Source organism: Streptomyces sp. NBC_00250, assembly GCF_036192275.1.
Taxonomy (GTDB): Bacteria; Actinomycetota; Actinomycetes; order Streptomycetales; family Streptomycetaceae; genus Streptomyces.
Window position 1 is genome coordinate 5,878,959 of sequence record NZ_CP108088.1, and the last position, 22,262, is coordinate 5,901,220.

Sequence of the window (22,262 nt, forward strand, 5' to 3'; positions counted from 1 at the left end):
ACCGCTAACGGGGTTGTCTAGAATCGAATCCATGACCACGACCCCGACGACCAGGACCGCCTCCGGCCGGACCGATGCCCCGACCCGCCGTGAGCAGATCCTCAAGGAGGCCGCCCGCCTCTTCGCCGAGCGCGGCTTCCACGGCGTGGGTGTCGACGAGATAGGGGCCGCCGTCGGCATCAGCGGCCCCGGGCTCTACCGCCACTTCCCCGGCAAGGACGCGATGCTCGCCGAGCTCCTCGTCGGCATCAGCGAGCGGCTCCTCGACGGCGGCCGGCTGCGGGTCGCCGAGGCCACCGGCGACCCCGAGGTCCTGCTCGGCGCCCTCATCGACGGCCACATCGACTTCGCCCTCGACGACCGCCCGCTGATCACCCTCCACGACCGCGAGCTCGACCGCCTGAAGGACGAGGACCGCAAGCGGGTACGGCAGCTCCAGCGGCAGTACGTGGAACTGTGGGTGACGGTGGTGCGGGAGCTGTACCCGGACTCCGGCGAGTCGGAGTCGCGGACCGCCGTCCACGCCGTCTTCGGGCTGCTCAACTCGACGCCGCACCTCGACGCGGTCGGCCGCCGCTCCATGGAGGAGCTGCTGCGGCGGCTCGCCCACGGGGCCTTCAGGGCGCTCGAAGGCTAGATCCGGACGGGTCCACGGGACGGAACGATTGCCCACAACAGCGGGGCTTCCTCCAGAATGAACCCCATGCCGATACTCAGTCGCCCAGCCCTTGTCGAGCACCTCGTCCGCGCCCGGATCGCGGGAGACGTCGCCACCCCGCGCGACAACAACCTCTCCCACTACCGCAAGCTCGCCAACGGCGACCGGCACTACTGGCTCGGCCTGGAGCTCGGCGACCGCTGGACCGACGAGCAGGACGTGCTCGCCGTGATGGCCGAGCGCTGCGGAGTCATCGACGACCCTGCCCACCGCGTCGGCCAGGACACCATCGACCCCGAGCTCACCGTCGACGGCCTGGAGCGGATGGCCGCCCGGCTGCGCAAGGCCGCCGCCGGCAAGGAGCGGGTCCTCTTCGCCACCGGCCACCCCGGCGCGCTCATCGACGTCCACAGCCGCGTCGCCGCCGCGCTGCGCGCCCAGGGCTGCGACATCGTGAAGATCCCCGGCGGCCTGATCGCCGACGAGGGATACGTCGTGCAGTTCGCCGACGTCGCCGTCTTCGAGCGCGGCGCCAGCCTCTGGCACACCCACTCCCCGGAGCCGATGAACGCGATCCTCGACGCGCTCGGCGAGGACGGACGCCCCGACCTGGTGATCGCGGACCACGGCTGGGCCGGTCGCGCGGGCCAGCGGGGCATCGACTCCGTCGGCTACGCGGACTGCAACGACCCCGCGCTCTTCATCGGCGAGGCCGAGGGCACGATGCAGGTCACGATCCCGCTCGACGACCACGTCCTGGACCCGCGCTTCTACGAGCCGATGACGGCGTACACCCTGAACGCGGCGGGCCTCGCCTGACGGGCCCGGCGCCCCCGGTCCGGGGGCGCGGGACCGGAGGACGGGAACGCCCCGCGCCGAGGCGGCGCGGGGCGTCCGTGTCGGGGTGCCTCCCCCTGCGGTGAGGGGATCAGAAGACGAGGGAGCGGGCGCCGTACAGGGAGCTGTACGGCGAAATGGCGTCGAGCGTCGTTGCGCGCCGGAACGGGGCCTTCCAGTCGCCGGTGCCCTTGTAGATGTTGAGCAGCGAGGCCTCCGCGGGTCCGCTCTCCGCGATCAGGTCCGCCCGGCCGTCCCGGTCCACATCGCCGATGTTGACGATCTCCTTGTACCTGCCCCACCCGCCGCCGACCTTGGTTCGCGGCGCGAACGTGCCGTCCCCCTTGCCGAGGTACAGCCACAGGTCGCCGCTCCGGTCGCGGGCCAGGAGGTCGCCGGTCTTCGCGCCGCCGATGTCGCCCGGGGCGGTGAGCAGGTCGTACGTGTTCCACCCGCCGCCGACGCGGACGCGCGGCGCGAACGGCTTGGCGGCGTCGCCGGTGGCCTTGTACAGCCACAGGACACCCGCGGTGTCGGTGGCGACGAGGTCGGGTCGGCCGTCGCCGGTCAGGTCGGAGCCCGCCGCGAGCCTCGCGTACCCGCCCCAGCCCGCGCCGATCCGGACCGGCTTGGCGAGGGAGTGGCCCGTGCCCGAGTAGAGCCACAGGACGCCCTGCCTGTCGCGGGCGACGACGTCCGCGTACGGGGTCGCGTCGAGGTTCCCGGCGGACAGCAGCCGGTCGTACACGGACCACCCGCCGCCCCGCTCGGTCCGCTCCCACGTCTTCTCCGACGCCGCGACGAACTGTCGGACGTCGTACGAGGCGAGGTGGCCCGACCCGTTGCGGACGAGCAGGTCGGGGGAGCCGCTGTCCGAGTAGTCGTGCGGGGCGGTGCCGCTCGCGACCTGGAGGGTGCCGTTCCGCGTGACCGACCCGCCGATGCCGTTGAGCGGCGAGACGTCGACCTGCCACACGTAGGTGCCGTTGTGTGCGGCGGTCCCGTTCGGGAAGGTCCCGTCCCAGGTGAACGCCGCCTCGGTGGCCGTCCCCAGGAGCTTCTTGTCGACCGCCCAGGTCTTGCCCGTCGCCTGGTGCGTCAGCTGCAGGCGCACCCGCACGTCGCCCCTGCTGAGGTTCCAGCGCAGCTTCGCCGTGGATCCGGCCGTGCCGAAACCGGCGGTGGCGGGCACCTGCTCGTCCACGACCGAGACAGGCGTCCTCGCGCCTTCGGTCGCCACCTGGGTGACGGCCGGCCGGCCGTCACCGTCGAGGGCGATCCGGTACAGGCCCTCGCCGTGCTCCGGAGTGCTGCCCTGCGCCAGCAGGTCGTCGCCGGACGCCGTCACGACCCCCAGGTCGCCGAGGAGACCGGTGGTCGTGCCGTCCTTGAGGGAGACGGCCGAGAGGTCATTGTCGGACAGACCGAAGACGACCCGGTCCCCGAGCAGGGAGACCGGAACGTAGAGGCCGCCGTGGGTATCGAAGGTGGTGTGCCGCGTCGTTCCCGCCGCACCCCGAAGTGCCGTCACGAGGGTCACGGAGCCGTCGGGGTTGCTCTCGGACCAGGCCAGGTGGGTGGCCGAGACCGCGATCTCGGACGCGTAGTAGAGGCGGGGCACGGCCCGGTCCTCGACGACCTTCGCCCCGGCGAGGTCCACGACGGCGAGGTGCTCCACGGCCGAGACCTCGTACCGGACGACGAGGGCGCCGGAGGGGGAGTACCTGAGGTCTCGGATCTGCGCATCTGCGGGAAGGCCCTGCACCTGGCGGTGCACGACCGAGCTCCCGGGCTTGGAGACGAGGTGGAGGCTGTTGCCGCCGCGGACCATCACGAGGGTGTCCCTCGCGACGTGCCAGAGTTCCGCCCCCTCACCGACGGAGCGGGTGTCGATGTCGACGGGCTCGCCGCCCGCCATGTCCAGGAGCCGGTAGCTGCTTCCACCCGTCTGCACCGCGACGAGGTCGCTGTCCGTGGCCGTGGTGGGGTTGACGAAGTCGGGGGTGCCCTTGGGCAGGGTGGTCGCGGACCCGTCCGCGGACCGGCGCCACTGCCAGGTGGTGTTCACGCCGTCGTGGGACCGGACCCAGGTCAGAAAGCCCGTGGAGCCGCCGCCGTGCAGCTGCTCGCCGACGGCGAGGGCGAAGGGGCCGGTCTGCTGCTCTGCCGCGGCGGTGGTGGCGGCCCTGGGGGCCGCGAGGGCGGGGGTGCCGGCCATGGCCGTCCCGGCCGTCACGGCGAGGGTGACGGCGACGGCGACCGCGACGTTCCGGCCGGCCGGGCTGAGGTACTTCAAGAGGCTTCCTCCGGGCTGTGGTTGCGGCGTTCCTACGCCACAACCACAGGACCCGCGGCAGCCGTGCAAGGTTGTACGGAGTTCGGAAAGAAGATCGAATGCGTCAGACCGGGTCCGGATCGAATGCGTCAGACCGGGTCCGGATCGGAGGACTGCCGGTCCCGGCGCTGCTCCACGCCCGGCGTCGGATCCAGGTAGACGCGGCGGATCGACGGGAAGCGTTCCCGGAGTTGGGACTCCGCGTCCTCGCACGCCCACTCGACCTGCGCCGCGGACGCCACGTCCCGGAAGTCGACCTTCGCCGCGATCAGCACCTCGCCGGGCCCCTGGATGAGCGTCGTCAGGTCGAGGACGTCCACGATGTGCGGGACGGAGAGCAGCTCCTCGCGGATCTCGGCCCGTACCCGCTTCGGGAGCGGCCGGCCGATGAGGAGTTCGGCGTTGGAGCGGCCCAGCACCCAGGCCACGTACACGAGCAGTGCGCCGATGAGGATCGAGGCGACGCCGTCCCAGACGCTGGAGCCGGTGATCTGGACGCCGAGGAGGCCGCCGGCCGCCAGCATCAGGCCGGCCAGGGCGGCGGAGTCCTCCATCACCACGGCCTTCACCGTGGTGTCGGGGGTGAGGCGGAGGTAGCGGGCGAAGGGGATCCGGGACCGTTCCGCCTCGGCCCGCATCTGCTTGACGCCGGTCCGGAGCGAGAAGCCCTCCAGGACGAAGGCGACGCCCAGCACGATGTAGGAGATCAGCGGGTCGCCCACCTCCTCGCCGTGGGCGAGGGTGTGGATGCCGTCGTAGATCGAGAAGACCGCGCCGCCCACGAAGGTCGCCACGGCCGCGAGCAGCGCCCAGACGTACCGTTCGCCCGCGTAGCCCACCGGATGGTCCTCGTCCGCCGGCTTCTCGCTCCGCTTGAGCGCGGTGAGCAGCATGACCTCGGTGACGGTGTCGGCGACCGAGTGGGCGGCCTCCGACAGCATCGCGCTGGATCCGCTGATGACACCGGCGACGGCCTTGGCGGCGGCGATCCCCAGATTCGCCACCGCCGCCACGATCACCGTGAACGTGCTCTCGCCGCTGCCCGACTGCTCTGCCATGACATCGGACGGTATGTCCGATCATCAGCGCGGCACGCGAACGACACCCTCCTGGATGACCGAGATCGCGAGCCTGCCGTCCTGCGTGTAGATCCGGGCCTGGCCCAGGCCGCGCCCGCCGGACGCGGTCGGCGACTCCTGGTCGTACAGGAGCCACTCGTCGGCCCGGAAGGGCCGGTGGAACCACATCGCGTGGTCCAGGGACGCCCCGACGACGTCCCCGACGGCCCAGCCGCCCCGCCCGTGCGCGAGCAGGACGGAGTCGAGCAGCGTCATGTCGGAGACGTACGTGGCGAGGACGACGTGGAGGAGCGGGTCGTCGGCCAGCTTGCCGTTGGTGCGGAACCAGACCTGCGAGCGCGGCTCGCGCGGCTCCCCGACCGAGCCCCACGGGGGGACCTCGGCGTAGCGGAGGTCGACGGCCGCCCTGGCCTCGATCAGCCGGTCCGCGACCTCGCGGGGGAGGTGGCGGGGCAGCATCTCGGCCGGCGTGGGCAGCGACTCCGGGTCCGGCGCGGCCGGCATGTCCGCCTGGTGGTCGAGCCCCTCCTCGTACGTCTGGAAGGACGCCGAGAGGTGGAAGATCGGCTGGCCGTGCTGGACGGCGACGACCCGGCGGGTGGTGAAGGAGCGTCCGTCGCGGATGCGGTCGACCGTGTAGACGATCGGTGCGCCCGGGTCGCCGGGACGCAGGAAGTACGCGTGGAGCGAGTGCGCCAGGCGGTCTTCGGGTACGGTCCTGCCGGCCGCCACCAGGGCCTGGGCGGCCACCTGGCCGCCGAAGACGCGGGGGACGAGCGCGGAGCGGGACTCACCCCGGAAGATGTCCCGCTCGATCCGCTCCAGGTCGAGCAGATCGAGCAGGGCATCCAGGGCGCTGTGCGCGTCGGGCACCTGGACCTACAGGCCCATCGACTTGGCGATGATCGACTTCATGATCTCGCTGGTGCCGCCGTAGATGCGGTTGACGCGGTTGTCGGCGTACAGGCGCGCGATCGGGTACTCGTTCATGTAGCCGTAGCCACCGTGCAGCTGGAGGCAGCGGTCGATGACGCGGTGCGCGACCTCGGTGCAGAAGAGCTTGGCGCTCGCGGCCTCGGCCGGGGACAGCTCGCCGGCGTCCAGGGCCTCCAGGGCGCGGTCGGCGACGGCCTCGGCCGCGTCCACCTCGGCCTGGCAGGCGGCCAGCTCGAACTTGGTGTTCTGGAAGTGCGCGACCGGCTTGCCGAAGACGGTGCGGTCCTGCACGTACTCCTTGGCGAAGCGGACGGCGGCCTTGGCCTGGGCGTAGGCGCCGAAGGCGATGCCCCAGCGCTCGGAGGCCAGGTTGTGGCCGAGGTAGTAGAAGCCCTTGCCCTCCTCGCCCATCAGGTCCTCGACCGGGACCTTGACGTCGACGAAGGCCAGCTCGGCCGTGTCGGAGGTGCGCAGGCCCAGCTTGTCCAGCTTGCGGCCGATGGAGTAGCCCTCGGACTTGGTGTCCACGGCGAAGAGGGAGATGCCGAAGCGGCGGTCCTCGGCCGTCGGGGCGGACGTGCGGGCGCAGACGATCACGCGGTCGGCGTGGACGCCACCGGTGATGAAGGTCTTGGAGCCGTTGAGGACGTAGTGCGTGCCGTCCTCGGAGAGCTTGGCGGTGGTCTTCATGCCCGCGACGTCGGAGCCGGTGCCCGGCTCGGTCATCGCCAGCGCCCACATCTCCTCGCCGGTGACGAACTTCGGCAGGTACCGCTTCTTCTGCTCGTCGGTGGAGAGCATCTTGATGTAGGGGAGGGCGAGCAGCACGTGCACGCCGGAGCCGCCGAACTGGACGCCCGCGCGCGAGGTCTCCTCGTACAGGACGGCCTCGAACTTGTGGGTGTCCAGGCCCGCGCCGCCGAACTCCTCGGGCACGTTGATGCCGAAGATGCCCAGCTCGCCCAGCTTGTCGTAGAACTCGCGCGGCGCCTGGCCGGCCGCGAACCACTCGTCGTAGACCGGGACGACCTCGGCCTCGATGAAGGCGCGGATGGTCTCCCGGAACGCCTCGTGGTCCTCGTTGAATACGGTACGGCGCACGAGCCGCCTCCTTCGGGTCCTGTCCTGGTCCGGCCTCGGCGCTTGTCTAAGCGCTTGCTCAGCCTCGTCCTTCGAAGTTACCCATCGGTCACCCGCTCTGTCCAGAGCCCTCGCCTGTGATCCACCGCCCACCGGTGACGTCGTACTCCCGCACCGGCCGCCCCTCGATCCCGCTGGTGCGGAACGGCTTCCCCGCGCCGTCCGCGATCCGGACCGTGCCCGAGCGGCCCTCCGAGCTCCACACCAGTTCCAGGTACCAGCGGCAGTCGCAGCCCGCGGTCCCGGCGGTGACGAGCAGCTCCTCGGGATCCGACGAGGTCACCGTGTAGGGGAAGGGAACGGAGGGGATCTTGTGGCCCTCACCGGAGGCGTCGTAGCCGTCGACCGGCCGGACGAGCGGGCGCGACGCGTCGAGGTCGATCGTGTAGTGGCGCGGGGTGAGGGCACCGCCGCAGCCGTTGTCCATCCGGTACGCGGTCCAGGGGAGCGGCGCGGCCCGGCCGACGACCCGTACGTGGAGCGCCTGGAGGACGACGGAGGCCGAGGGCGACCTGCCCTGGAGCGAGATCCGGACGAGCGTCTCCCCGCCGTGCACCGCCCGGTGCGTGCCCGCCCAGCGCGCGGCGTCGGAGGGCGGAGGCGGCGGGGCCACGCCGCTCGGGGCGCGGTCGACGAGGTAGGTGTGCCCGCAGCCGTTCTCCCAGGTGTGGGAGTCGGCGGTCCAGGTGAAGGGGGGCGGGGGTGGGTCGGGTGCGGTGGTCCTGGTGGGTGTGAGGGGCTTCGACGTCGGTGCGGCCGTGGCCTCTGTTCCGGCGGAGAGCCCGATCCGTACGAGCACGAGGGCGAGCGCCAGGGCGACCACGGCGGCGACGGCCCCGGCGACGAGCAGGCCCCGCCGCGAGCGCGACTGCGACCGCGACCTTGAGCGCGACCGCGAGTGCGGCCGAGGCGGGGCGGCTCTCTCGGCGTCGGTCGTGGTTCCGGGCGCGAGTGACGGCTCCGGTTCCGGCTCGGTTTCCGGCGCGGCTTCGGGCTCCGGTTCCGGCGTGGGTTCCGGCGCGGGTTCCGGGACCGGGCGGCGGGCGCCGTCCGCGCGGGTCCAGGCCACCTCCAGGGCCCGCCGCTCCTCCTCGTCCGCCCCGCACAACAGGGCGAGGCGGTCGACCACGGCGAACTCCTCCGGGACGGTCGCGCCGGAGCAGTAGCGGTGGAGGGTGGACGCGCTGACGCTCAGGCGCCGCCCCAGCGCCTCGTAACTCCTGCCGTCCCGCGCCTTCAGCGCGCGCACGAGCCGCGCGAACTCCTCGACGGCGGCGTCCTTCGGCATTCCATCCCCCTCGCCCCTGCGTCCCACCCTTCACGTCCTTGCACGTCAGCGGGGGTGGAATGGTTCCGGGACGGACGGTGGGCGCGTCACCGTTGTCAGGCGACGGGCGCCGGCCCGACGCTGGTCGAGCACTGACCGAACGACCCGACGGGGGATCCACCACCATGCGCAAGCTCCGTACCGCACTCGCCACCGCCGCCGCTGCCGCCCTGGGCCTCGCGGCCCTCGCCACGGCCCCGGCGCAGGCCGCCGCCCAGCCCGCCTTCCTCGCCGCCTCCCAGATGCCGAAGTCGTCGACGCCGTGGACCGCCACCCAGGTCTTCACCGGCGTCCCGGAGAACGGCGGCGCCCTCTGCGCCCCGTACAAGATCCCGGCGCAGAACACCCGCTACCGCGAGTTCAGCACCGAGCTCGACACCAACGGCGTCCAGATCACCAACGTCGCCCGCACCGAGGCCGACGCCGTGAAGCTGGTCGATACCCTCCGCAAGGCCCTCGCCGGCTGCGGCCCCCTGCTGGAGCGGCAGAACCCGGGCCTGAAGGCCGTCAGCGCCTCCCACGGCAAGCTCGCCGTCGAGGAGGGCGCCTGGGTCTACAGCCTGGACACCGCCGACCCGCAGGTCGGCAACACCGACATCCACCTCTTCTCGGTCGGCCGCGACGGCCGCACCGTCACCCTCGTCCGCTGGGGCCAGATGGGCGACTTCAAGGACGCCCCGCTGACCGCCTTCCGCACCACGACGAAGACCGCCGTCGACAAGCTCTGGTCCTGACGCAGTGTCATCCTGACGCGCGTCGAACTACTCAGGGTGACGGTGGGGTCGCAGAACACCTCCATTCGGGGGATACTGGGACGTGAGTTTCCGCCGTCGGCACGCTCGCGCGTCGAGCCGACGAGCCCATCCGTCATCAGACCGGTACCGGTCGGGGGGTCCGTTTCGATGTGATGCGAAAGGACGCGTCATGGAACTCGAATCTCTCCCCAATGACGTCATCGCCCAGATCGAGGTGCGGGACCGCTGGAGGCGCGCAACGGCCGCCGGCGGCCTGGAGTTCCTCATCACCGACATCGGGAGATGGCCACTCGGCAAGACGGTGCGGGTCGCTTTCCTCGACGGGGACGACCAACTGCACGCGGACATCGCGGGAGCGACGAAGCAGATCACCGACGCCTGCAACCTGAACCTCGATTTCGGGCAGAACGGCGGGGGCGGAACGTTCCGGCGATGGACCACGTCCGACACCGCCCTCGCCGCCGAGATCCGGGTCAGCTTCGACCTGCCGGGGTTCTTCTCCCTGGTGGGCACCGACAGCACGGACAGCGTCATCGGCGCGGGAGGCGGCCCGGTCGGGGGCAACCCCGACCAGCGCAGCCTCAACCTCGGGCAGTTCGCGGAGAACAGGCCCGTCAAGTGGGAAGGCACCGTGCGGCACGAGTTCCTGCACGCACTGGGATTCCACCACTCCCACCAGAACATGCGCGGCACCTGCGAGGGCGAGTTCCGCTGGGAGGACGAAGCCGGTTACGTGCCCACGCAGGACGGGGACGGTGTCTTCGTCGCGGACGCCCAGGGCCGGCTCCCCGGCATCTACACCTTCCTCGCGGGTGAGCCGAACAACTGGCCGCGCGCGATGGTGGATCACAACCTGCGCACCGTGGACGCTCCGGATCTCGTCGCCGGGCCCTTCGACACGAAGTCCGTGATGCTGTACCGGTTCCCGGCGTTCTTCTACAAGTCCACCCCCAGCAGCTGCGCGCCGACCGGTAACGGACAGAACCTGTCGGACGGCGACAAGCGCGGACTCGACCTGCTGTACCCGCACACGGAGGAGGGGGTGGCGGACCGTCAGGCCCGTGCCGACGCGGTCCTGCAGTCGCTCGGGGCCGGTCCGGAAGGGGTTCCCGGTTCGAACGGCGGCGGCCTGGCCGAGGCGTACCGCACCAGGGTCGAAGAACTGGCGGCCGCCCAGGCCGCGACCGCACGCTGACCCGAGCCGAGCAGCGGCGGGCCGAGTCGGGATCAGGCGGACTCGGCGCGCCGCCCCCTTCGGCGCACGACCCTGCTCAGCGGGACGTGAGCGCGAACCACAGCTCCATGCGGACGTCCGGGTCGTCCAGGTCCCGGTCCAGGAGCGCGGCGCAGCGGGCGATCCGCTGGCGGACGGTGTTGCGGTGGATGTCCATCGCGGTGGCCGTCCGGTCCCAGCCGCCGTGCAGCGAGAGCCAGACGCGCAGGGTCTCGGCGAGTGGTTCGGTCAGCGGGGCGAGGAGGGTGCGCGCGTGGGCGGTGGCCTCGTCCGGGTCCACCAGCGCGGCGATCCCGCCCGGGCGGTGCCGCACCAGTTCCGCCCCGGTCGCCTCCGCCCGCCGCAGTGCTCGCGCGGCCTGCGCGTCGGCCGCCGCCAGGTCGTCCGCCTCGACGGGGGCGCTCACTCCCAGCGTCCAGCCGGACTGAGCGGTGACGGGGGAGGAGGCGGGCAGGAGCAGCTGTACGGCTCCGAGCGCGGCCCCCGCAGTCCTACCGCGCGAGCCACCCGCCTCTGCAGCCGTACCGCCCGAGCCACCCGCCCCCGGAGCCGTACCGCCCGAGCCACCCGTCCCCGGAGCGGTACCGCCCGAGCCACCCGCCCCCGGAGCGGTACCGCCCGAGCCACCCGTCCCCGGAGTCGTACCGCCCGCGTCCACCAACGGCGTTCCCAGAGCCGCTGCCAGTGAGGCCGCCGCGAACGGGGTGCCGTCGCCGCCCGAGGCGTGGACCACGGTCCACGGGCCCGTGCCCAGGGCCGCCGCCGTCTCCGCCGGGGTGGCGCCGAGCAGCAGCCGGACCAGGGCCCCGTCGCGTACGGTCACGTCCGCGCCCCGGTGGGGGGCCGTGAGCAGGGACAGCAGGACGACCGCGACCCCCGCGATCGTGTGGTCCCCGGGGCCGCGCCGTTCCGTCGCCACCCCGAGGGTCAGTCCGTCGCCGCCGCCCAGCGCGTACGCGGCGAGCCGCAGCCCGCCGCCGTCCCCGCTCGCCGAGGCCGGGCCGCCCGGGCGCGGGCCGAGGACGCCCGCCAGGTCGCGCAGTGCCCGCGCCGCCTCCGCCGGAACCTCCCGGCCGGCCGCCACCGACTCCGCACCGTCCGCTCCGAAGAGCACCGCCCGGCCCCCGAGCCGCGAGGCGAGCGCGCCCAGCACCGCGGGGACCGGGGCCGGCCGGGCCGCGGCCGCCGCCAGGGACTGCTGTGCCTCCGTCACCCGGCGCAGCTCGTGCAGCCGGGCCTCGGCCATCAGCCGCCACAGCGCCCGCGCCACCGCCGTGAACGGCGTCCTCGGCGGCACCTCGACCAGCGGCAGACCGTGCCGGGCGCAGGCTTCGACCAGCTCCGCCGGAACCGTGTCGTACACCGGCGTCACACCGAAGCCGAGCGCCGCCGCGCCCGCCTCCACCACCCGCTCCACGTAGTGCGCCGGGTCGGTGAGCTGCACGCCCGCCGTCATCAGCAGTTCGCCGCCGAGGAGGTACGGATAGGGGTCGGCCATCTCCGAGGTGTGCACCCAGTGGATCGAGACGTCCCCGGGGCCGGCGAGCAGCCGCAGCCCGAGGTCCCGGCGGGCGAGCAGCGCGGCCAGCGAGACGGGCGGTGCGGGGGGAGTGGCGGTGGGCTCCGCAGAGGTCATGGCCATGGATCCTTCGTACACCCCCCGCCCGGTCAGTGGATGAAACGTACACTTCTACGTCGCTTTCCGGCCACCTACTGTCATGGCATCCAGAGGCCGCGGGTACGGGCGGATGTCCCCGCGATCAGCACCTGGTCACTCCCCTGCACGACACGCCACCGAGGTGAACGAAGGAGGCCCCATGGCCGTCGACTACACAGTGATCGCCCTGTACCTGGCCGGCATGCTCGCGATGGGCTGGTGGGGCATGCGCCGCGCCAAGTCCAAGAGCGAGTTCCTGGTCGCCGGGCGACGCCTCGGGCCCTGGATGTACTCCGGCACGATGGCCGCCATCGTCCTCGGCGGCGCCTCCACCATCGGTGGCGTGGGACTCGGCTACAAGTACGGCCTCTCGGGCGCCTGGATGGTCTTCGCCATCGGCCTCGGCCTGCTCGCGCTGAGCGTCTTCTTCTCCGCCCGGATCGCCCGGCTGAAGGTCTACACCGTCTCCGAGATGCTCGACCTGCGCTACGGCGGCAGGGCCGGCGTCATCTCGGGCGTCGTCATGTGGGCGTACACGCTGATGCTCGCGGTCACCTCGACCATCGCGTACGCCACGATCTTCGACGTCCTCTTCGACCTGCCCCGGACCCTCGCGATCGTCCTCGGCGGCACCATCGTCGTCGCGTACTCGACCCTCGGCGGCATGTGGTCCATCACCATCACCGACATGGTGCAGTTCGTGGTGAAGACCATCGGCGTACTGCTCCTGCTGCTGCCGATCGCGGTCGTCAAGGCCGGCGGCTTCGCCGAGATGAAGGCCGCGCTGCCCACCTCGTACTTCGAGCCCCTCGGCATCGGCGGCGAGACGATCTTCACCTACGTGCTGATCTACACCTTCGGCATGCTCATCGGCCAGGACATCTGGCAGCGGGTCTTCACCGCCCGGACCGACAAGGTCGCCAAGTGGGGCGGCACCGTCGCCGGTACGTACTGTCTCGCGTACGCCCTCGCCGGCGCCGTCATCGGCACGGCCGCGAAGGTGCTGTACCCGAACCTGCCCAGCGCCGACGACGCGTTCGCCACCATCGTCAAGGACGAGCTGCCGATGGGCGTCCGGGGACTCGTCCTCGCCGCCGCCCTCGCCGCCGTCATGTCCACCTCCTCGGGCGCCCTCATCGCCTGCGCCACCGTCGCCAACAACGACATCTGGTCGCGCCTCCGGGGAGCGGTCTCGGCCGAGGAAGGACCGGCCGACGACCACGACGAGGTGAAGGGCAACCGCGTCTTCATCCTCATCATGGGCATCGCCGTCATCCTCATCGCCATCGCCCTCAACGACGTCGTCCAGGCCCTCACCGTCGCCTACAACCTGCTGGTCGGCGGGCTCCTCGTGCCGATCCTCGGCGGTCTGCTCTGGCGTCGCGGCACCGTCCAGGGCGCCCTCGCGGCGGTCACCGTCGGCGGCCTGGCCGTCATTGGCCTGATGTGGGCTTACGGAATCCTTGCAAATGAGCCTGTTTACTATGGTTTGTTGGCCTCGCTCGCCGCATATGTGATCGTTTCCCTGGCGACCCGCCCGACGGACGCCGCCGCGCTCGCGCACTGGCGCGCCCGCCTCGCGGGCCGGGAGACCCCCGAAGCCGACCCGACGCCGGAGACCGTGCCGGCCGCCGCGACCGGCTGACCGCACCGAGACTCCCGGACGGGGCCCCGAGACCCGAGGCCCCGACCGGACCCACCGATACACCCAGGAGGACCCGACCATGAGCAGCAGCGACCAGAACACCCCGCGCGGCCCGATCGACTCGTCCCGCATCCCGCGGTACGCCGGTCCCGCGACGTTCGCCCGGCTGCCGCGACTCGACGAGGTCGGCACCGCCGACATCGCCGTGGTCGGCGTCCCCTTCGACAGCGGCGTCTCCTACCGCCCCGGCGCCCGCTTCGGCGGCAACGCCATCCGCGAGGCCTCCCGCCTGCTCCGCCCGTACAACCCGGCGCAGGACGCCTCCCCGTTCGCCCTCGCCCAGGTCGCGGACGCCGGTGACATCGCCGCCAACCCGTTCAACATCAACGAGGCCGTCGAGACGATCGAGGCCGCCGCGGACGACCTGCTGAACTCCGGCGCCCGCATGATGACCCTCGGCGGCGACCACACCATCGCCCTGCCGCTGCTCCGCTCCGTCGCCAAGAAGCACGGCCCCGTCGCCCTGCTCCACTTCGACGCGCACCTCGACACCTGGGACACCTACTTCGGCGCCGAGTACACCCACGGCACCCCGTTCCGCCGCGCCGTCGAGGAGGGCATCCTCGACACCGAGGCGCTCTCCCACGTCGGCACCCGCGGCCCGCTGTACGGCAAGCAGGACCTCACCGACGACGAGAAGATGGGCTTCGGCATCGTCACCTCGGCGGACATCTACCGCCGCGGCGCCGACGAGGTCGCCGACCAGCTCCGCCAGCGCATCGGCGACCGCCCGCTGTACATCTCCATCGACATCGACTGCCTCGACCCGGCCCACGCGCCCGGCACCGGTACCCCGGAGGCGGGCGGCATGACCTCCCGCGAGCTCCTGGAGATCCTCCGCGGCCTCTCCTCCTGCAACCTGGTGTCGGCGGACGTCGTCGAGGTCGCCCCGGCCTACGACCACGCCGAGATCACCGCGGTCGCCGCCTCCCACACCGCGTACGAACTGACGACGATCATGTCCCGCCAGATCGCGGCCGGCCGCGCCTCCGGCGCGAAGTAACCTCCGGGCGGTAGCGGGCTCAGGTGCGGGGTGGGGCGCGGCCCGGTGGTCGGGTCGCGCCCACCCGTTCCGCCCCTGCGGAACGCCTGCCCACGACCTGAAGGGACGCCATGACCCACGACCACGACCTGGTACTCCGGCCCACGGAGGCGCAGACGACCGCCGCGCTCGACCCGCCTGCCGGGCGCAACGGCGGCGACCTCGTCGTCGAGACCCTCACCGGCCTCGGCGCCACGACCGTCTTCGGCCTCCCCGGCCAGCACGCCCTCGGCATGTTCGACGCCCTGCGCCGCTCCGACCTCCGCTACGTCGGCCTCCGCGTGGAGAACAACGCGGGCTTCGCCGCCGACGCGTACGGCCGGATCACCGGCGAGGCGGCCCCGCTGCTGCTCTCCACCGGCCCCGGCGCGCTCATGTCGCTCGCCGCGCTCCAGGAGGCGGCCGCCGCCTCCGCCCCCGTCCTCGCGATCGGCAGCCAGATCCCGGTCGCCGGCCTCGGCGGCGGCCGGCACGGCTACCTCCACGAGCTGCGCGACCAGCAGGCGTCCTTCCGGGACGTCGTGAAGTCCGTCCACACGGTGCGTACGCAGTCCCAGATCCCCTCCGCGATCGCCGCGGCCTGGGAATCGGCGCTCACCGCCCCGCACGGACCGGTCTGGGTCGAGATCCCGCAGGACGTGCTCCTCGCCGAGACCACCCTGCCGGTCGTGACCGCGATGGACGCGACGCCCGAGGACATCGCCCCGCGCCCCGAGCTGACGGCGGTCGCGGCGCACCTCCTGGCGAACGCCGAGCGTCCGGCGATCATCGCGGGCGGCGGAGTCGTCCGCTCCGACGCCTCCGGCAAGCTCCTCGCGCTCGCGGAGCGGCTCGACATCCCCGTCGTGACGACCTTCGGCGGCAAGGGCGCCTTCCCCTGGCAGCACCCGCTGTCGCTCCAGTCCTGGCTGGAGGACCGGCACACCACCGACTTCCTGGAGGACGCCGACGTCCTCCTCGTCGTCGGCTCGGGGCTCGGCGAGCTGTCCTCGAACTACCACACGTTCGCCCCGCGCGGCCGGGTGATCCAGATCGAGGCGGACGCCGGGAAGCTGGAGTCCAACCACCCGGCGCTCGGCATCCACGCGGACGCCCGGCTCGCCCTCCAGGCACTCCTGGAGACCGTGCCGGAGCGCCGGGACCCCACCGCCCCCGAGCGGGTATCGGCCGTCCTGACGAAGGTCCGGGACCGGATCGCGGCGCAGGACCTCGGCCTGGAGCAGCGGATCGTCGCGGCCGTACGGGAGGCGCTCCCGGACCGCTCCCCGAGCTTCTGGGACATGACGATCCTGGCGTACTGGGCGTGGTCGGCCTTCGACCCCCGCTTCCCGAACACCATGCACTCGGCCCAGGGCGCCGGCGGCCTCGGCTACGGCTTCCCGGCGGCGCTCGGCGCGGCGGCGGCGGACCCGAGCCGGCCGGTGCTCGCGGTGTCCGGCGACGGCGGCGCGATGTACTCGATCGCGGAGCTGGCGACGGCGAAGCAGTACGGACTCGACGTGACGTGGCTGATCGTCGACGACGGCGGCTACGGCATCCTGCGCGAGTACATGACGGGCGCGTTCGGCGAGGCCACCGGCACGGAACTGTCCCGCCCGGACTTCGTGGCCCTGTCGGAGTCCTTCGGCGTCCCGGCGACCCTGACGACCCCGGAGACCCTGACGACGGACCTCGCGAAGTCCCTCGCCACCCCGGGCCCCTCGGTCGTCGTCCTCCCGGCCCTCCTGAGGATGTTCGAACCGACGCACCTGTGACGGTGCCGACCCGGTGGCCCGGACCCGAAAGGGCCGGGCCACCGGCCCCTCAGCCGACGAGGCCCTCCCAGGCCTTCCGGTACTCGGCGAGCTGCGCCTCGTACCCCTGGCGGAAGTGCTCCGCCTGCGGGGTGATCTGGTCGGAGTCCATGCGCCGCGGGGGTATCAGCCGCGCCACGTCGGCGAACGCCGCCGCCGCGGCCTCGGCGACGGGCCCGCCCCGCTGCCGGGCGGCGAAGACGTCGAGGCCCGCGGTCCGCAGGAACCCCTCGAAGACCGACCGGGGTCTGCTCGCCGTGTCCTTCAGCTCCCGTTCCGTCGCCGGAACCACCCGGCCGGCCGACGCCAGCCCCCGCACCGCCCGCAGCGCCGCGTACAGCCGCCCCCACTGGTACGGCTTTCCGTCCTCGACCTTCCCCACGGACCTCCCCTTCCGCTCGACTGCACCACGGGCCTCCTACCCAGAACCGCTCCCGCCCGTGCGTGCAACCTTCACGGCGCGGCCGCGGTCCCACTCCCCGAGCGGCCCGCCGGGGCCGGGGGAGTGACAGGGGTGGCAGGGTGCGCGTGCTGGTGAAGGTGGCGAAGGGCGTCGGCGAGTTCGTGGGTGAGCTGGTCGGGGAGGCGGTCCTGGAGGCCCTCGCCTGCCTGCTCGTCCTCGGGACACTCCTCGGCGTCGGGTTCCTGGTGATCCAGGGGATGCGCGTCAGCCCCGCGGGGACCGCCACCGCGGGCGGGCTGTTCGTGCTGTTCGCCGGGTACGGGGCCGTGCAGTTCCTCCGCGGGCCCGAGCGGCGCGGCAAGGGGCGGCTGGCGGCCGCCGGTGCGGGCACCTTCGGGGCCCTCCTGGTCCTGGCCTTCCTCGCGCTGTACTGCTCCTGCTGGTAGTCCTAGGACCATAGGCCCGTATTTGTTGCGGCGGGATGAAATCGCACGTCGGCCGTGTTGGGCCTTCCGGTAGAGCAGGACGAACGGGAGGCCACTCGTGGCGGCGGTCGGGGAAGAACAGCGGGGCTGGGCGCGCAGGCTCGCCGGGTACGCGTGGCGGTACAAGGCGAACACTCTGCTCGCGCTCGGGTCCTCGCTGGCCGGCATGGCCGTGCTCGCACTCGTGCCGCTGGTCACCAAGGTGATCATCGACGACGTCATCGGGACGAAGACCCGGGACCTCGGAGTCTGGACCGGCCTCCTCATCGGTGCCGCCGTCCTCGTCTACGCCCTCACCTACGTCCGCCGTTACTACGGCGGCCGCCTCGCCCTCGACGTCCAGCACGACCTGCGTACCGACATGTACGCCACGATCACCCGGCTCGACGGGCGACGGCAGGACGAGCTGTCCACCGGGCAGGTCATCGGGCGGGCCACCAGCGACCTGCAGCTGATCCAGGGTCTGCTGTTCATGCTTCCGATGACCATCGGGAACGTGCTTCTCTTCCTCATCTCGCTGGGCGTCATGGCCTGGCTGTCCCTCCCGCTCACCCTCGTCGCCCTCGCCGTCGCCCCCGCCCTCTGGTTCATCGCCAAGCGCAGCCGTACCCGCCTCCACCCCGCCACCTGGCACGCGCAGCAGCAGGCCGCCGTCGTCGCCGGGGTCGTCGACGGGGCCGTGACCGGCGTCCGGGTCGTGAAGGGCTTCGGCCAGGAGGACCAGGAGACCGGCAAGATCCGCGAGGCCGGGCGGAAGCTGTTCGCCGGCCGGCTGCGGACGATCCGGCTGAACTCGCGGTACACCCCGGCCCTCCAGGCCGTCCCGGCCCTCGGCCAGGTCGCCGTCCTCGCCCTCGGCGGCTGGCTCGCCTACCGCGGCCAGATCACCCTCGGCACCTTCGTCGCCTTCTCCGCCTACCTGGCCTCCCTCGTCGGCCCGGTCCGGATGCTCGCCATGGTCCTCACCGTCGCCCAGCAGGCCCGCGCAGGCGTCGAGAGGGTCCTCGACCTCGTCGACACCGAGCCGGTCATCAAGGACGGTACGAAGGAGCTGCCTGCCGACGCCCCCGCCACCGTCGAGTTCGACGACGTGGCGTTCGGATACGAGGACGGGCGGCCGGTGCTCGACGGGTTCTCGCTGGAGATCCGGGCCGGCGAGACCGTCGCCGTCGTCGGCGCCTCCGGCTCCGGCAAGTCCACCGTCTCGCTGCTCCTGCCCCGCTTCTACGACGTCACCCACGGTGCCGTCCTCGTCGGCGGCCACGACGTCCGCGAGCTCACCCTCGACTCGCTGCGCGCCGCGATCGGTCTCGTCCCCGAGGACTCCTTCCTCTTCTCCGACACCGTCCGCGCCAACATCGCCTACGGCCTCCCGGACGCCACCCAGGAGCAGATCGAGACCGCCGCCCGCGCCGCCCAGGCCGACCGGTTCATCGCCGAGCTGCCCGCCGGGTACGACACCAAGGTCGGCGAGCACGGCCTCACCCTCTCCGGCGGCCAGCGCCAGCGCGTCGCCCTCGCCCGCGCGATCCTCACCGACCCCCGGCTCCTCCTCCTCGACGACGCCACCTCCGCCGTCGACGCCAAGGTCGAGCACGAGATCCACGAGGCACTGAAGTCGGTCATGGCGGGCCGTACGACCCTGCTGATCGCGCACCGCCGCTCCACCCTCGGCCTCGCCGACCGCATCGCCGTCCTGGAGGACGGCCGGCTCGCCGACATCGGCACCCACGCCGAGCTGGAGGAGCGCTCCCCGCTCTTCCGGCGCCTGCTCACCGACCCCGACGAGCTGGGCGCCGTCTCGCCCGGCCACATCACCCCGGCCGAGGTGCCCGAGGACCGCACGCTGCGGGCCGAGCTGGACGCCGAGTTCGACGCCGAGCGGGGCATCACCCCCACCCTGTGGGTACGGGACGAGACCGCCGGCCGGGAGCCCGAGGCGCCGGGGGCCACCCCCGAGCTGCTCGCCGCCGTCGAGGCCCTGCCGCCCGCCGACGACACTCCCGGCATCGACGAGGCCCGCGCCGTGTCGCCCGAGGACGCCTACGGTCTGCGCCGACTGCTCCGCGGCTTCGGCCTCCCGCTGCTCATCAGCCTCGGCCTGGTCGCCCTCGACGCGGGCGCCGGACTGCTGCTCCCGGTCCTGATCCGGCACGGCATCGACGAGGGCGTGAACCGGCTCGCGATCGGCGCCGTCTGGGCGGCCTCCGCGTTCGCCCTGGTCACCGTGCTCGTGCAGTGGGTCGCGCAGACCGCCGAGACGCGGATGACCGGCCGTACCGGCGAGCGGGTCCTCTACGCGCTGCGCCTGAAGATCTTCGCCCAGCTCCAGCGGCTCGGCCTCGACTACTACGAGCGCGAGCTCACCGGCCGGATCATGACCCGGATGACCACGGACGTGGACGCCCTGTCCACCTTCCTGCAGACGGGCCTGGTCACCGCCTTCGTCTCGGTCGTGACCTTCTTCGGGATCATGGTCGCGCTGCTCGTGCTCGACCTCCAGCTGGCCCTGGTCGTCTTCGCGACCCTGCCGGTCCTCGCGGTCGCCACGTACTACTTCCGCCGCTCCAGCGTGAAGGCGTACGAGCTGGCGCGCGAGCGGATCAGCGTCGTCAACGCCGACCTCCAGGAGTCGGTCTCCGGCCTCCGGATCGTGCAGGCCTTCCGCCGCGAGCGCTCCGGCGCCGCCCGGTTCGCCGAGCGCAGCGACCACTACCGTGAGGCGCGCGTCCGGGGCCAGTGGCTGATCTCCATCTACTTCCCGTTCGTCACCCTGCTCTCCTCGGTGGCCGCCGCGGCCGTCATGATCGTCGGCGCGAACCGCATCGAGGGCGGCACGCTCACCACCGGCGCGCTCGTCGCCTACCTCCTCTACATCGACCTGTTCTTCGCCCCCGTGCAGCAGCTTTCGCAGGTCTTCGACGGCTACCAGCAGGCCGCCGTCTCGCTGAAGCGCATGCAGGAGCTCCTCCAGGAGCCGACGTCGACCGCCGCCGCGCCCGCGCCCCTGGACGTGCTGTCGCTGCGCGGCGAGATCGCCTTCGAGGACGTCTCCTTCGCGTACGGCGGCGAGGACGGCGCCGCGAAGGACGAGACCGCCCTCACCGGCATCGACCTGCGCATCCCGGCCGGCCAGACCGTCGCCTTCGTCGGCGAGACCGGCGCGGGCAAGTCCACCCTGGTCAAGCTGGTCGCCCGGTTCTACGACCCGACGGGCGGCCGGGTCACCGCCGACGGCACCGACCTGCGGGACCTCGACCTCACCGCGTACCGCCACCGGCTCGGCGTCGTTCCCCAGGAGGCGTACCTCTTCGCCGGGACGGTCCGCGACGCCATCGCGTACGGCCGTCCCGACGCGACCGACGCCGAGGTGGAGGCGGCGGCCCGCGCGGTCGGCGCCCACGACATGATCGCGACCCTCGACGGCGGCTACCTCCACGAGGTCGCCGAGCGGGGCCGTAACCTCTCCGCCGGGCAGCGCCAGCTCATCGCCCTCGCCCGCGCCGAACTCGTCGACCCGGACATCCTGCTCCTCGACGAGGCCACGGCCGCCCTCGACCTGGCCACCGAGGCCCAGGTCAACCAGGCCACCGACCGGCTCGCCGGCCGCCGTACGACCCTGGTCGTCGCCCACCGGCTGAGCACGGCGGCCCGCGCCGACCGGGTGGTCGTCATGGACCACGGCCGGGTCGCGGAGGACGGCACCCACGAGGAACTCCTCGCCCTGGACGGCCGTTACGCGATGCTGTGGCGGACCTTCATCGGCGAGGCCGTGGACGAGGAGGAGCCGGAGCGGGTGTGAGCCGGAGCGGGTGCGAGGTGGGCCGGGCGTGAGGTGGGCCCGGCGCGAGGTGGGGCCCGGCGTGCCGCGGCCGTGAGTAGGTGCGCCGCCCGGCGGGATGAGTACGGGAGCGGATATCCGGCCCACCGCCCGGCGGGATCGAATCGGGCCATGAGCAACGACCCCCGTTCCCGCGCCGCCTCGCCCGTCCCCATCACGCCGCCGGACGTCGAGGGTGCCCGGCTGCGGAAGCGGTCCATGTTCTGGGCGGGGATGTTCGTGCCCGCGAGCCTGCTCGCCGGCATTCTCGTGCTCACCCGTGAGGACGCCGCCCGCTGCCTCACCCACGGGACGGCGTGCGACAGCACTCCCGGCCTCGTGTACGTCGCGGCCCTGGTGATCTTCGTCGCGGCCCTGGTGACCGTGCAGGCAGCCTCCCGGCCCGAGGTCCGCAAGGCCGCGTTCCGGACCCAGATCGGCGCCGAGAGCGTCTTCCTGTTCCTCCTCCTCGTCGCGTTCTCGTAGGAGCCCACACCGGAGGCAACCATTCCGGGATCGGGCGCGTCGTACGTCCGTACGTCCGTACGCGCGTACGGCGACCCACTCGGGAGGGGAAACGCATGCCCACGGACACGAAGAAGGCACGACGTGGCCGACTGCTCGCCCGTGTCCTGGCGCCCCTGCTCCTCGCCCTCGTGCTGATTCCGGTCCCCGGCATCGGCCCCGGCGCCGGTACCGCCGAAGCCGTCTCCGTCTGCCAGGGCCGCCCCGCCCGGACCATCACCTTCGCCACCGGCGAGCTGCGCCTCTACCGGACCCGCCACTACGCCTGCGCCGTCACCGTCGCCAAGCGGCCCGGCGCCCGCCGGCCGATGGCCGTCTCCCTCCAGCCCCGCGGCGGCCGGCCGGCGGTCTCGTCCGGACGGTTCGACCGACAGGCCGGTCCCGTCACCGTCCACGCCCTCAACCGCTGTGTCCGCGCGGGTGGTTCGGTGTCCGGCCGGGGCACGACCACCGGCTGGATCCTGTGCTGATGTGCAGGAAAGTCCAAGGGTAAGGACCAACTGGGGCTGGCGGTCCACACGTTCCCCCCGC

18 protein-coding genes are annotated in these 22,262 nt (G+C 72.6%); 11 read left to right on the forward strand and 7 right to left on the reverse strand.

Annotation, left to right across the window (positions count from 1 at the left end):
• The first annotated feature begins 31 nt into the window (after positions 1-31).
• Positions 32-637, forward strand: a complete 606-nt coding sequence (locus OG259_RS26660) for an SACE_7040 family transcriptional regulator (RefSeq protein WP_328944549.1) — start codon at positions 32-34, stop codon at positions 635-637.
• A 66-nt stretch (positions 638-703) separates the two neighbouring features.
• On the forward strand, positions 704-1,477 hold the full coding sequence (locus OG259_RS26665; protein WP_328944550.1) for a phosphatase: 774 nt from the start codon (positions 704-706) through the stop codon (positions 1,475-1,477).
• A 109-nt stretch (positions 1,478-1,586) separates the two neighbouring features.
• Here OG259_RS26665 and OG259_RS26670 read toward each other — a convergent pair whose 3' ends face one another.
• The 5 genes from OG259_RS26670 to OG259_RS26690 form a co-directional block, all read right to left on the reverse strand.
• Positions 1,587-3,791 (reverse strand): FG-GAP repeat domain-containing protein, encoded by a 2,205-nt coding sequence (locus OG259_RS26670; protein WP_328944551.1) that lies wholly within the window; start codon positions 3,789-3,791, stop codon positions 1,587-1,589.
• A gap of 128 nt (positions 3,792-3,919) precedes the next feature.
• Positions 3,920-4,888, reverse strand: coding sequence for a cation diffusion facilitator family transporter (locus OG259_RS26675; protein WP_328944552.1), 969 nt, complete (start codon positions 4,886-4,888; stop codon positions 3,920-3,922).
• A 24-nt stretch (positions 4,889-4,912) separates the two neighbouring features.
• Complete coding sequence (locus OG259_RS26680; RefSeq protein ID WP_328944553.1) at positions 4,913-5,782, reverse strand: acyl-CoA thioesterase; 870 nt, start codon at positions 5,780-5,782, stop codon at positions 4,913-4,915.
• Between the two features lie 6 nt (positions 5,783-5,788).
• Positions 5,789-6,946, reverse strand: coding sequence for an acyl-CoA dehydrogenase family protein (locus OG259_RS26685; protein WP_328944554.1), 1,158 nt, complete (start codon positions 6,944-6,946; stop codon positions 5,789-5,791).
• An 88-nt stretch (positions 6,947-7,034) separates the two neighbouring features.
• Positions 7,035-8,273, reverse strand: coding sequence for a helix-turn-helix domain-containing protein (locus OG259_RS26690; protein WP_328944555.1), 1,239 nt, complete (start codon positions 8,271-8,273; stop codon positions 7,035-7,037).
• Between the two features lie 164 nt (positions 8,274-8,437).
• Here OG259_RS26690 and OG259_RS26695 point away from each other — a divergent pair, with 164 nt between their 5' ends.
• Both OG259_RS26695 and OG259_RS26700 read left to right on the forward strand, forming a co-directional pair.
• Complete coding sequence (locus tag OG259_RS26695) at positions 8,438-9,046, forward strand: hypothetical protein (RefSeq protein WP_328944556.1); 609 nt, start codon at positions 8,438-8,440, stop codon at positions 9,044-9,046.
• A 190-nt stretch (positions 9,047-9,236) separates the two neighbouring features.
• Positions 9,237-10,262: a hypothetical protein gene (locus OG259_RS26700; protein WP_328944557.1), complete on the forward strand. Its 1,026-nt coding sequence runs from the start codon at positions 9,237-9,239 to the stop codon at positions 10,260-10,262.
• Between the two features lie 76 nt (positions 10,263-10,338).
• On the opposite strand, the gene OG259_RS26705 is transcribed toward OG259_RS26700, so the two are convergent.
• Positions 10,339-11,937 (reverse strand): PucR family transcriptional regulator, encoded by a 1,599-nt coding sequence (locus tag OG259_RS26705; RefSeq protein ID WP_328944558.1) that lies wholly within the window; start codon positions 11,935-11,937, stop codon positions 10,339-10,341.
• Positions 11,938-12,118: 181 nt separating this feature from the next.
• On the opposite strand from OG259_RS26705, the gene OG259_RS26710 reads away from it, so the two are divergent.
• The 3 genes from OG259_RS26710 to OG259_RS26720 all read left to right on the forward strand — a co-directional run bounded on the left by OG259_RS26710 (position 12,119) and on the right by OG259_RS26720 (position 16,459).
• Positions 12,119-13,603, forward strand: a complete 1,485-nt coding sequence (locus OG259_RS26710) for a sodium:solute symporter (protein WP_328944559.1) — start codon at positions 12,119-12,121, stop codon at positions 13,601-13,603.
• A 79-nt stretch (positions 13,604-13,682) separates the two neighbouring features.
• Positions 13,683-14,666 (forward strand): agmatinase, encoded by a 984-nt coding sequence (gene speB, locus OG259_RS26715; protein WP_266892099.1) that lies wholly within the window; start codon positions 13,683-13,685, stop codon positions 14,664-14,666.
• Between the two features lie 110 nt (positions 14,667-14,776).
• A complete protein-coding gene (locus OG259_RS26720; RefSeq protein WP_328944560.1) occupies positions 14,777-16,459 on the forward strand; it encodes a thiamine pyrophosphate-binding protein in 1,683 nt (560 codons plus the stop codon).
• 49 nt (positions 16,460-16,508) lie between these two features.
• On the opposite strand, the gene OG259_RS26725 is transcribed toward OG259_RS26720, so the two are convergent.
• Entirely contained in the window at positions 16,509-16,880 is a 372-nt protein-coding gene (locus OG259_RS26725; RefSeq protein ID WP_328944561.1) for a hypothetical protein, read from the reverse strand.
• A 140-nt stretch (positions 16,881-17,020) separates the two neighbouring features.
• On the opposite strand from OG259_RS26725, the gene OG259_RS26730 reads away from it, so the two are divergent.
• From OG259_RS26730 to OG259_RS26745, 4 genes are all read left to right on the forward strand, one after another.
• Positions 17,021-17,347 carry a hypothetical protein gene (locus OG259_RS26730; protein ID WP_328944562.1) on the forward strand — a complete coding sequence of 109 codons (327 nt, stop codon included), beginning with the start codon at positions 17,021-17,023 and terminating at the stop codon, positions 17,345-17,347.
• A 97-nt stretch (positions 17,348-17,444) separates the two neighbouring features.
• The gene (locus OG259_RS26735) at positions 17,445-21,188 is read left to right on the forward strand and encodes an ABC transporter ATP-binding protein (RefSeq protein WP_328944563.1); all 3,744 of its coding nucleotides are present in this window, start codon (positions 17,445-17,447) and stop codon (positions 21,186-21,188) included.
• Between the two features lie 150 nt (positions 21,189-21,338).
• Complete coding sequence (locus OG259_RS26740) at positions 21,339-21,692, forward strand: hypothetical protein (protein WP_328944564.1); 354 nt, start codon at positions 21,339-21,341, stop codon at positions 21,690-21,692.
• Positions 21,693-21,787: 95 nt separating this feature from the next.
• A complete protein-coding gene (locus OG259_RS26745; RefSeq protein ID WP_328944565.1) occupies positions 21,788-22,201 on the forward strand; it encodes a hypothetical protein in 414 nt (137 codons plus the stop codon).
• The last annotated feature ends 61 nt before the right edge of the window (positions 22,202-22,262 follow it).

Bases quoted from the DNA above. Each gene is read 5' to 3' on its own strand.
- OG259_RS26700 (WP_328944557.1), top strand. From the start codon at position 9,237: ATGGAACTCGAATCTCTCCCCAATGACGTCATCGCCCAGATCGAGGTG.
- OG259_RS26660 (WP_328944549.1), top strand. From the start codon at position 32: ATGACCACGACCCCGACGACCAGGACCGCCTCCGGCCGGACCGATGCC.
- OG259_RS26710 (WP_328944559.1), top strand. From the start codon at position 12,119: ATGGCCGTCGACTACACAGTGATCGCCCTGTACCTGGCCGGCATGCTC.
- OG259_RS26675 (WP_328944552.1), bottom strand. From the start codon at position 4,888: ATGGCAGAGCAGTCGGGCAGCGGCGAGAGCACGTTCACGGTGATCGTG.
- OG259_RS26690 (WP_328944555.1), bottom strand. From the start codon at position 8,273: ATGCCGAAGGACGCCGCCGTCGAGGAGTTCGCGCGGCTCGTGCGCGCG.
- OG259_RS26665 (WP_328944550.1), top strand. From the start codon at position 704: ATGCCGATACTCAGTCGCCCAGCCCTTGTCGAGCACCTCGTCCGCGCC.
- OG259_RS26745 (WP_328944565.1), top strand. From the start codon at position 21,788: ATGCCCACGGACACGAAGAAGGCACGACGTGGCCGACTGCTCGCCCGT.
- OG259_RS26705 (WP_328944558.1), bottom strand. From the start codon at position 11,937: ATGACCTCTGCGGAGCCCACCGCCACTCCCCCCGCACCGCCCGTCTCG.
- OG259_RS26695 (WP_328944556.1), top strand. From the start codon at position 8,438: ATGCGCAAGCTCCGTACCGCACTCGCCACCGCCGCCGCTGCCGCCCTG.
- speB (WP_266892099.1), top strand. From the start codon at position 13,683: ATGAGCAGCAGCGACCAGAACACCCCGCGCGGCCCGATCGACTCGTCC.
- OG259_RS26720 (WP_328944560.1), top strand. From the start codon at position 14,777: ATGACCCACGACCACGACCTGGTACTCCGGCCCACGGAGGCGCAGACG.
- OG259_RS26740 (WP_328944564.1), top strand. From the start codon at position 21,339: ATGAGCAACGACCCCCGTTCCCGCGCCGCCTCGCCCGTCCCCATCACG.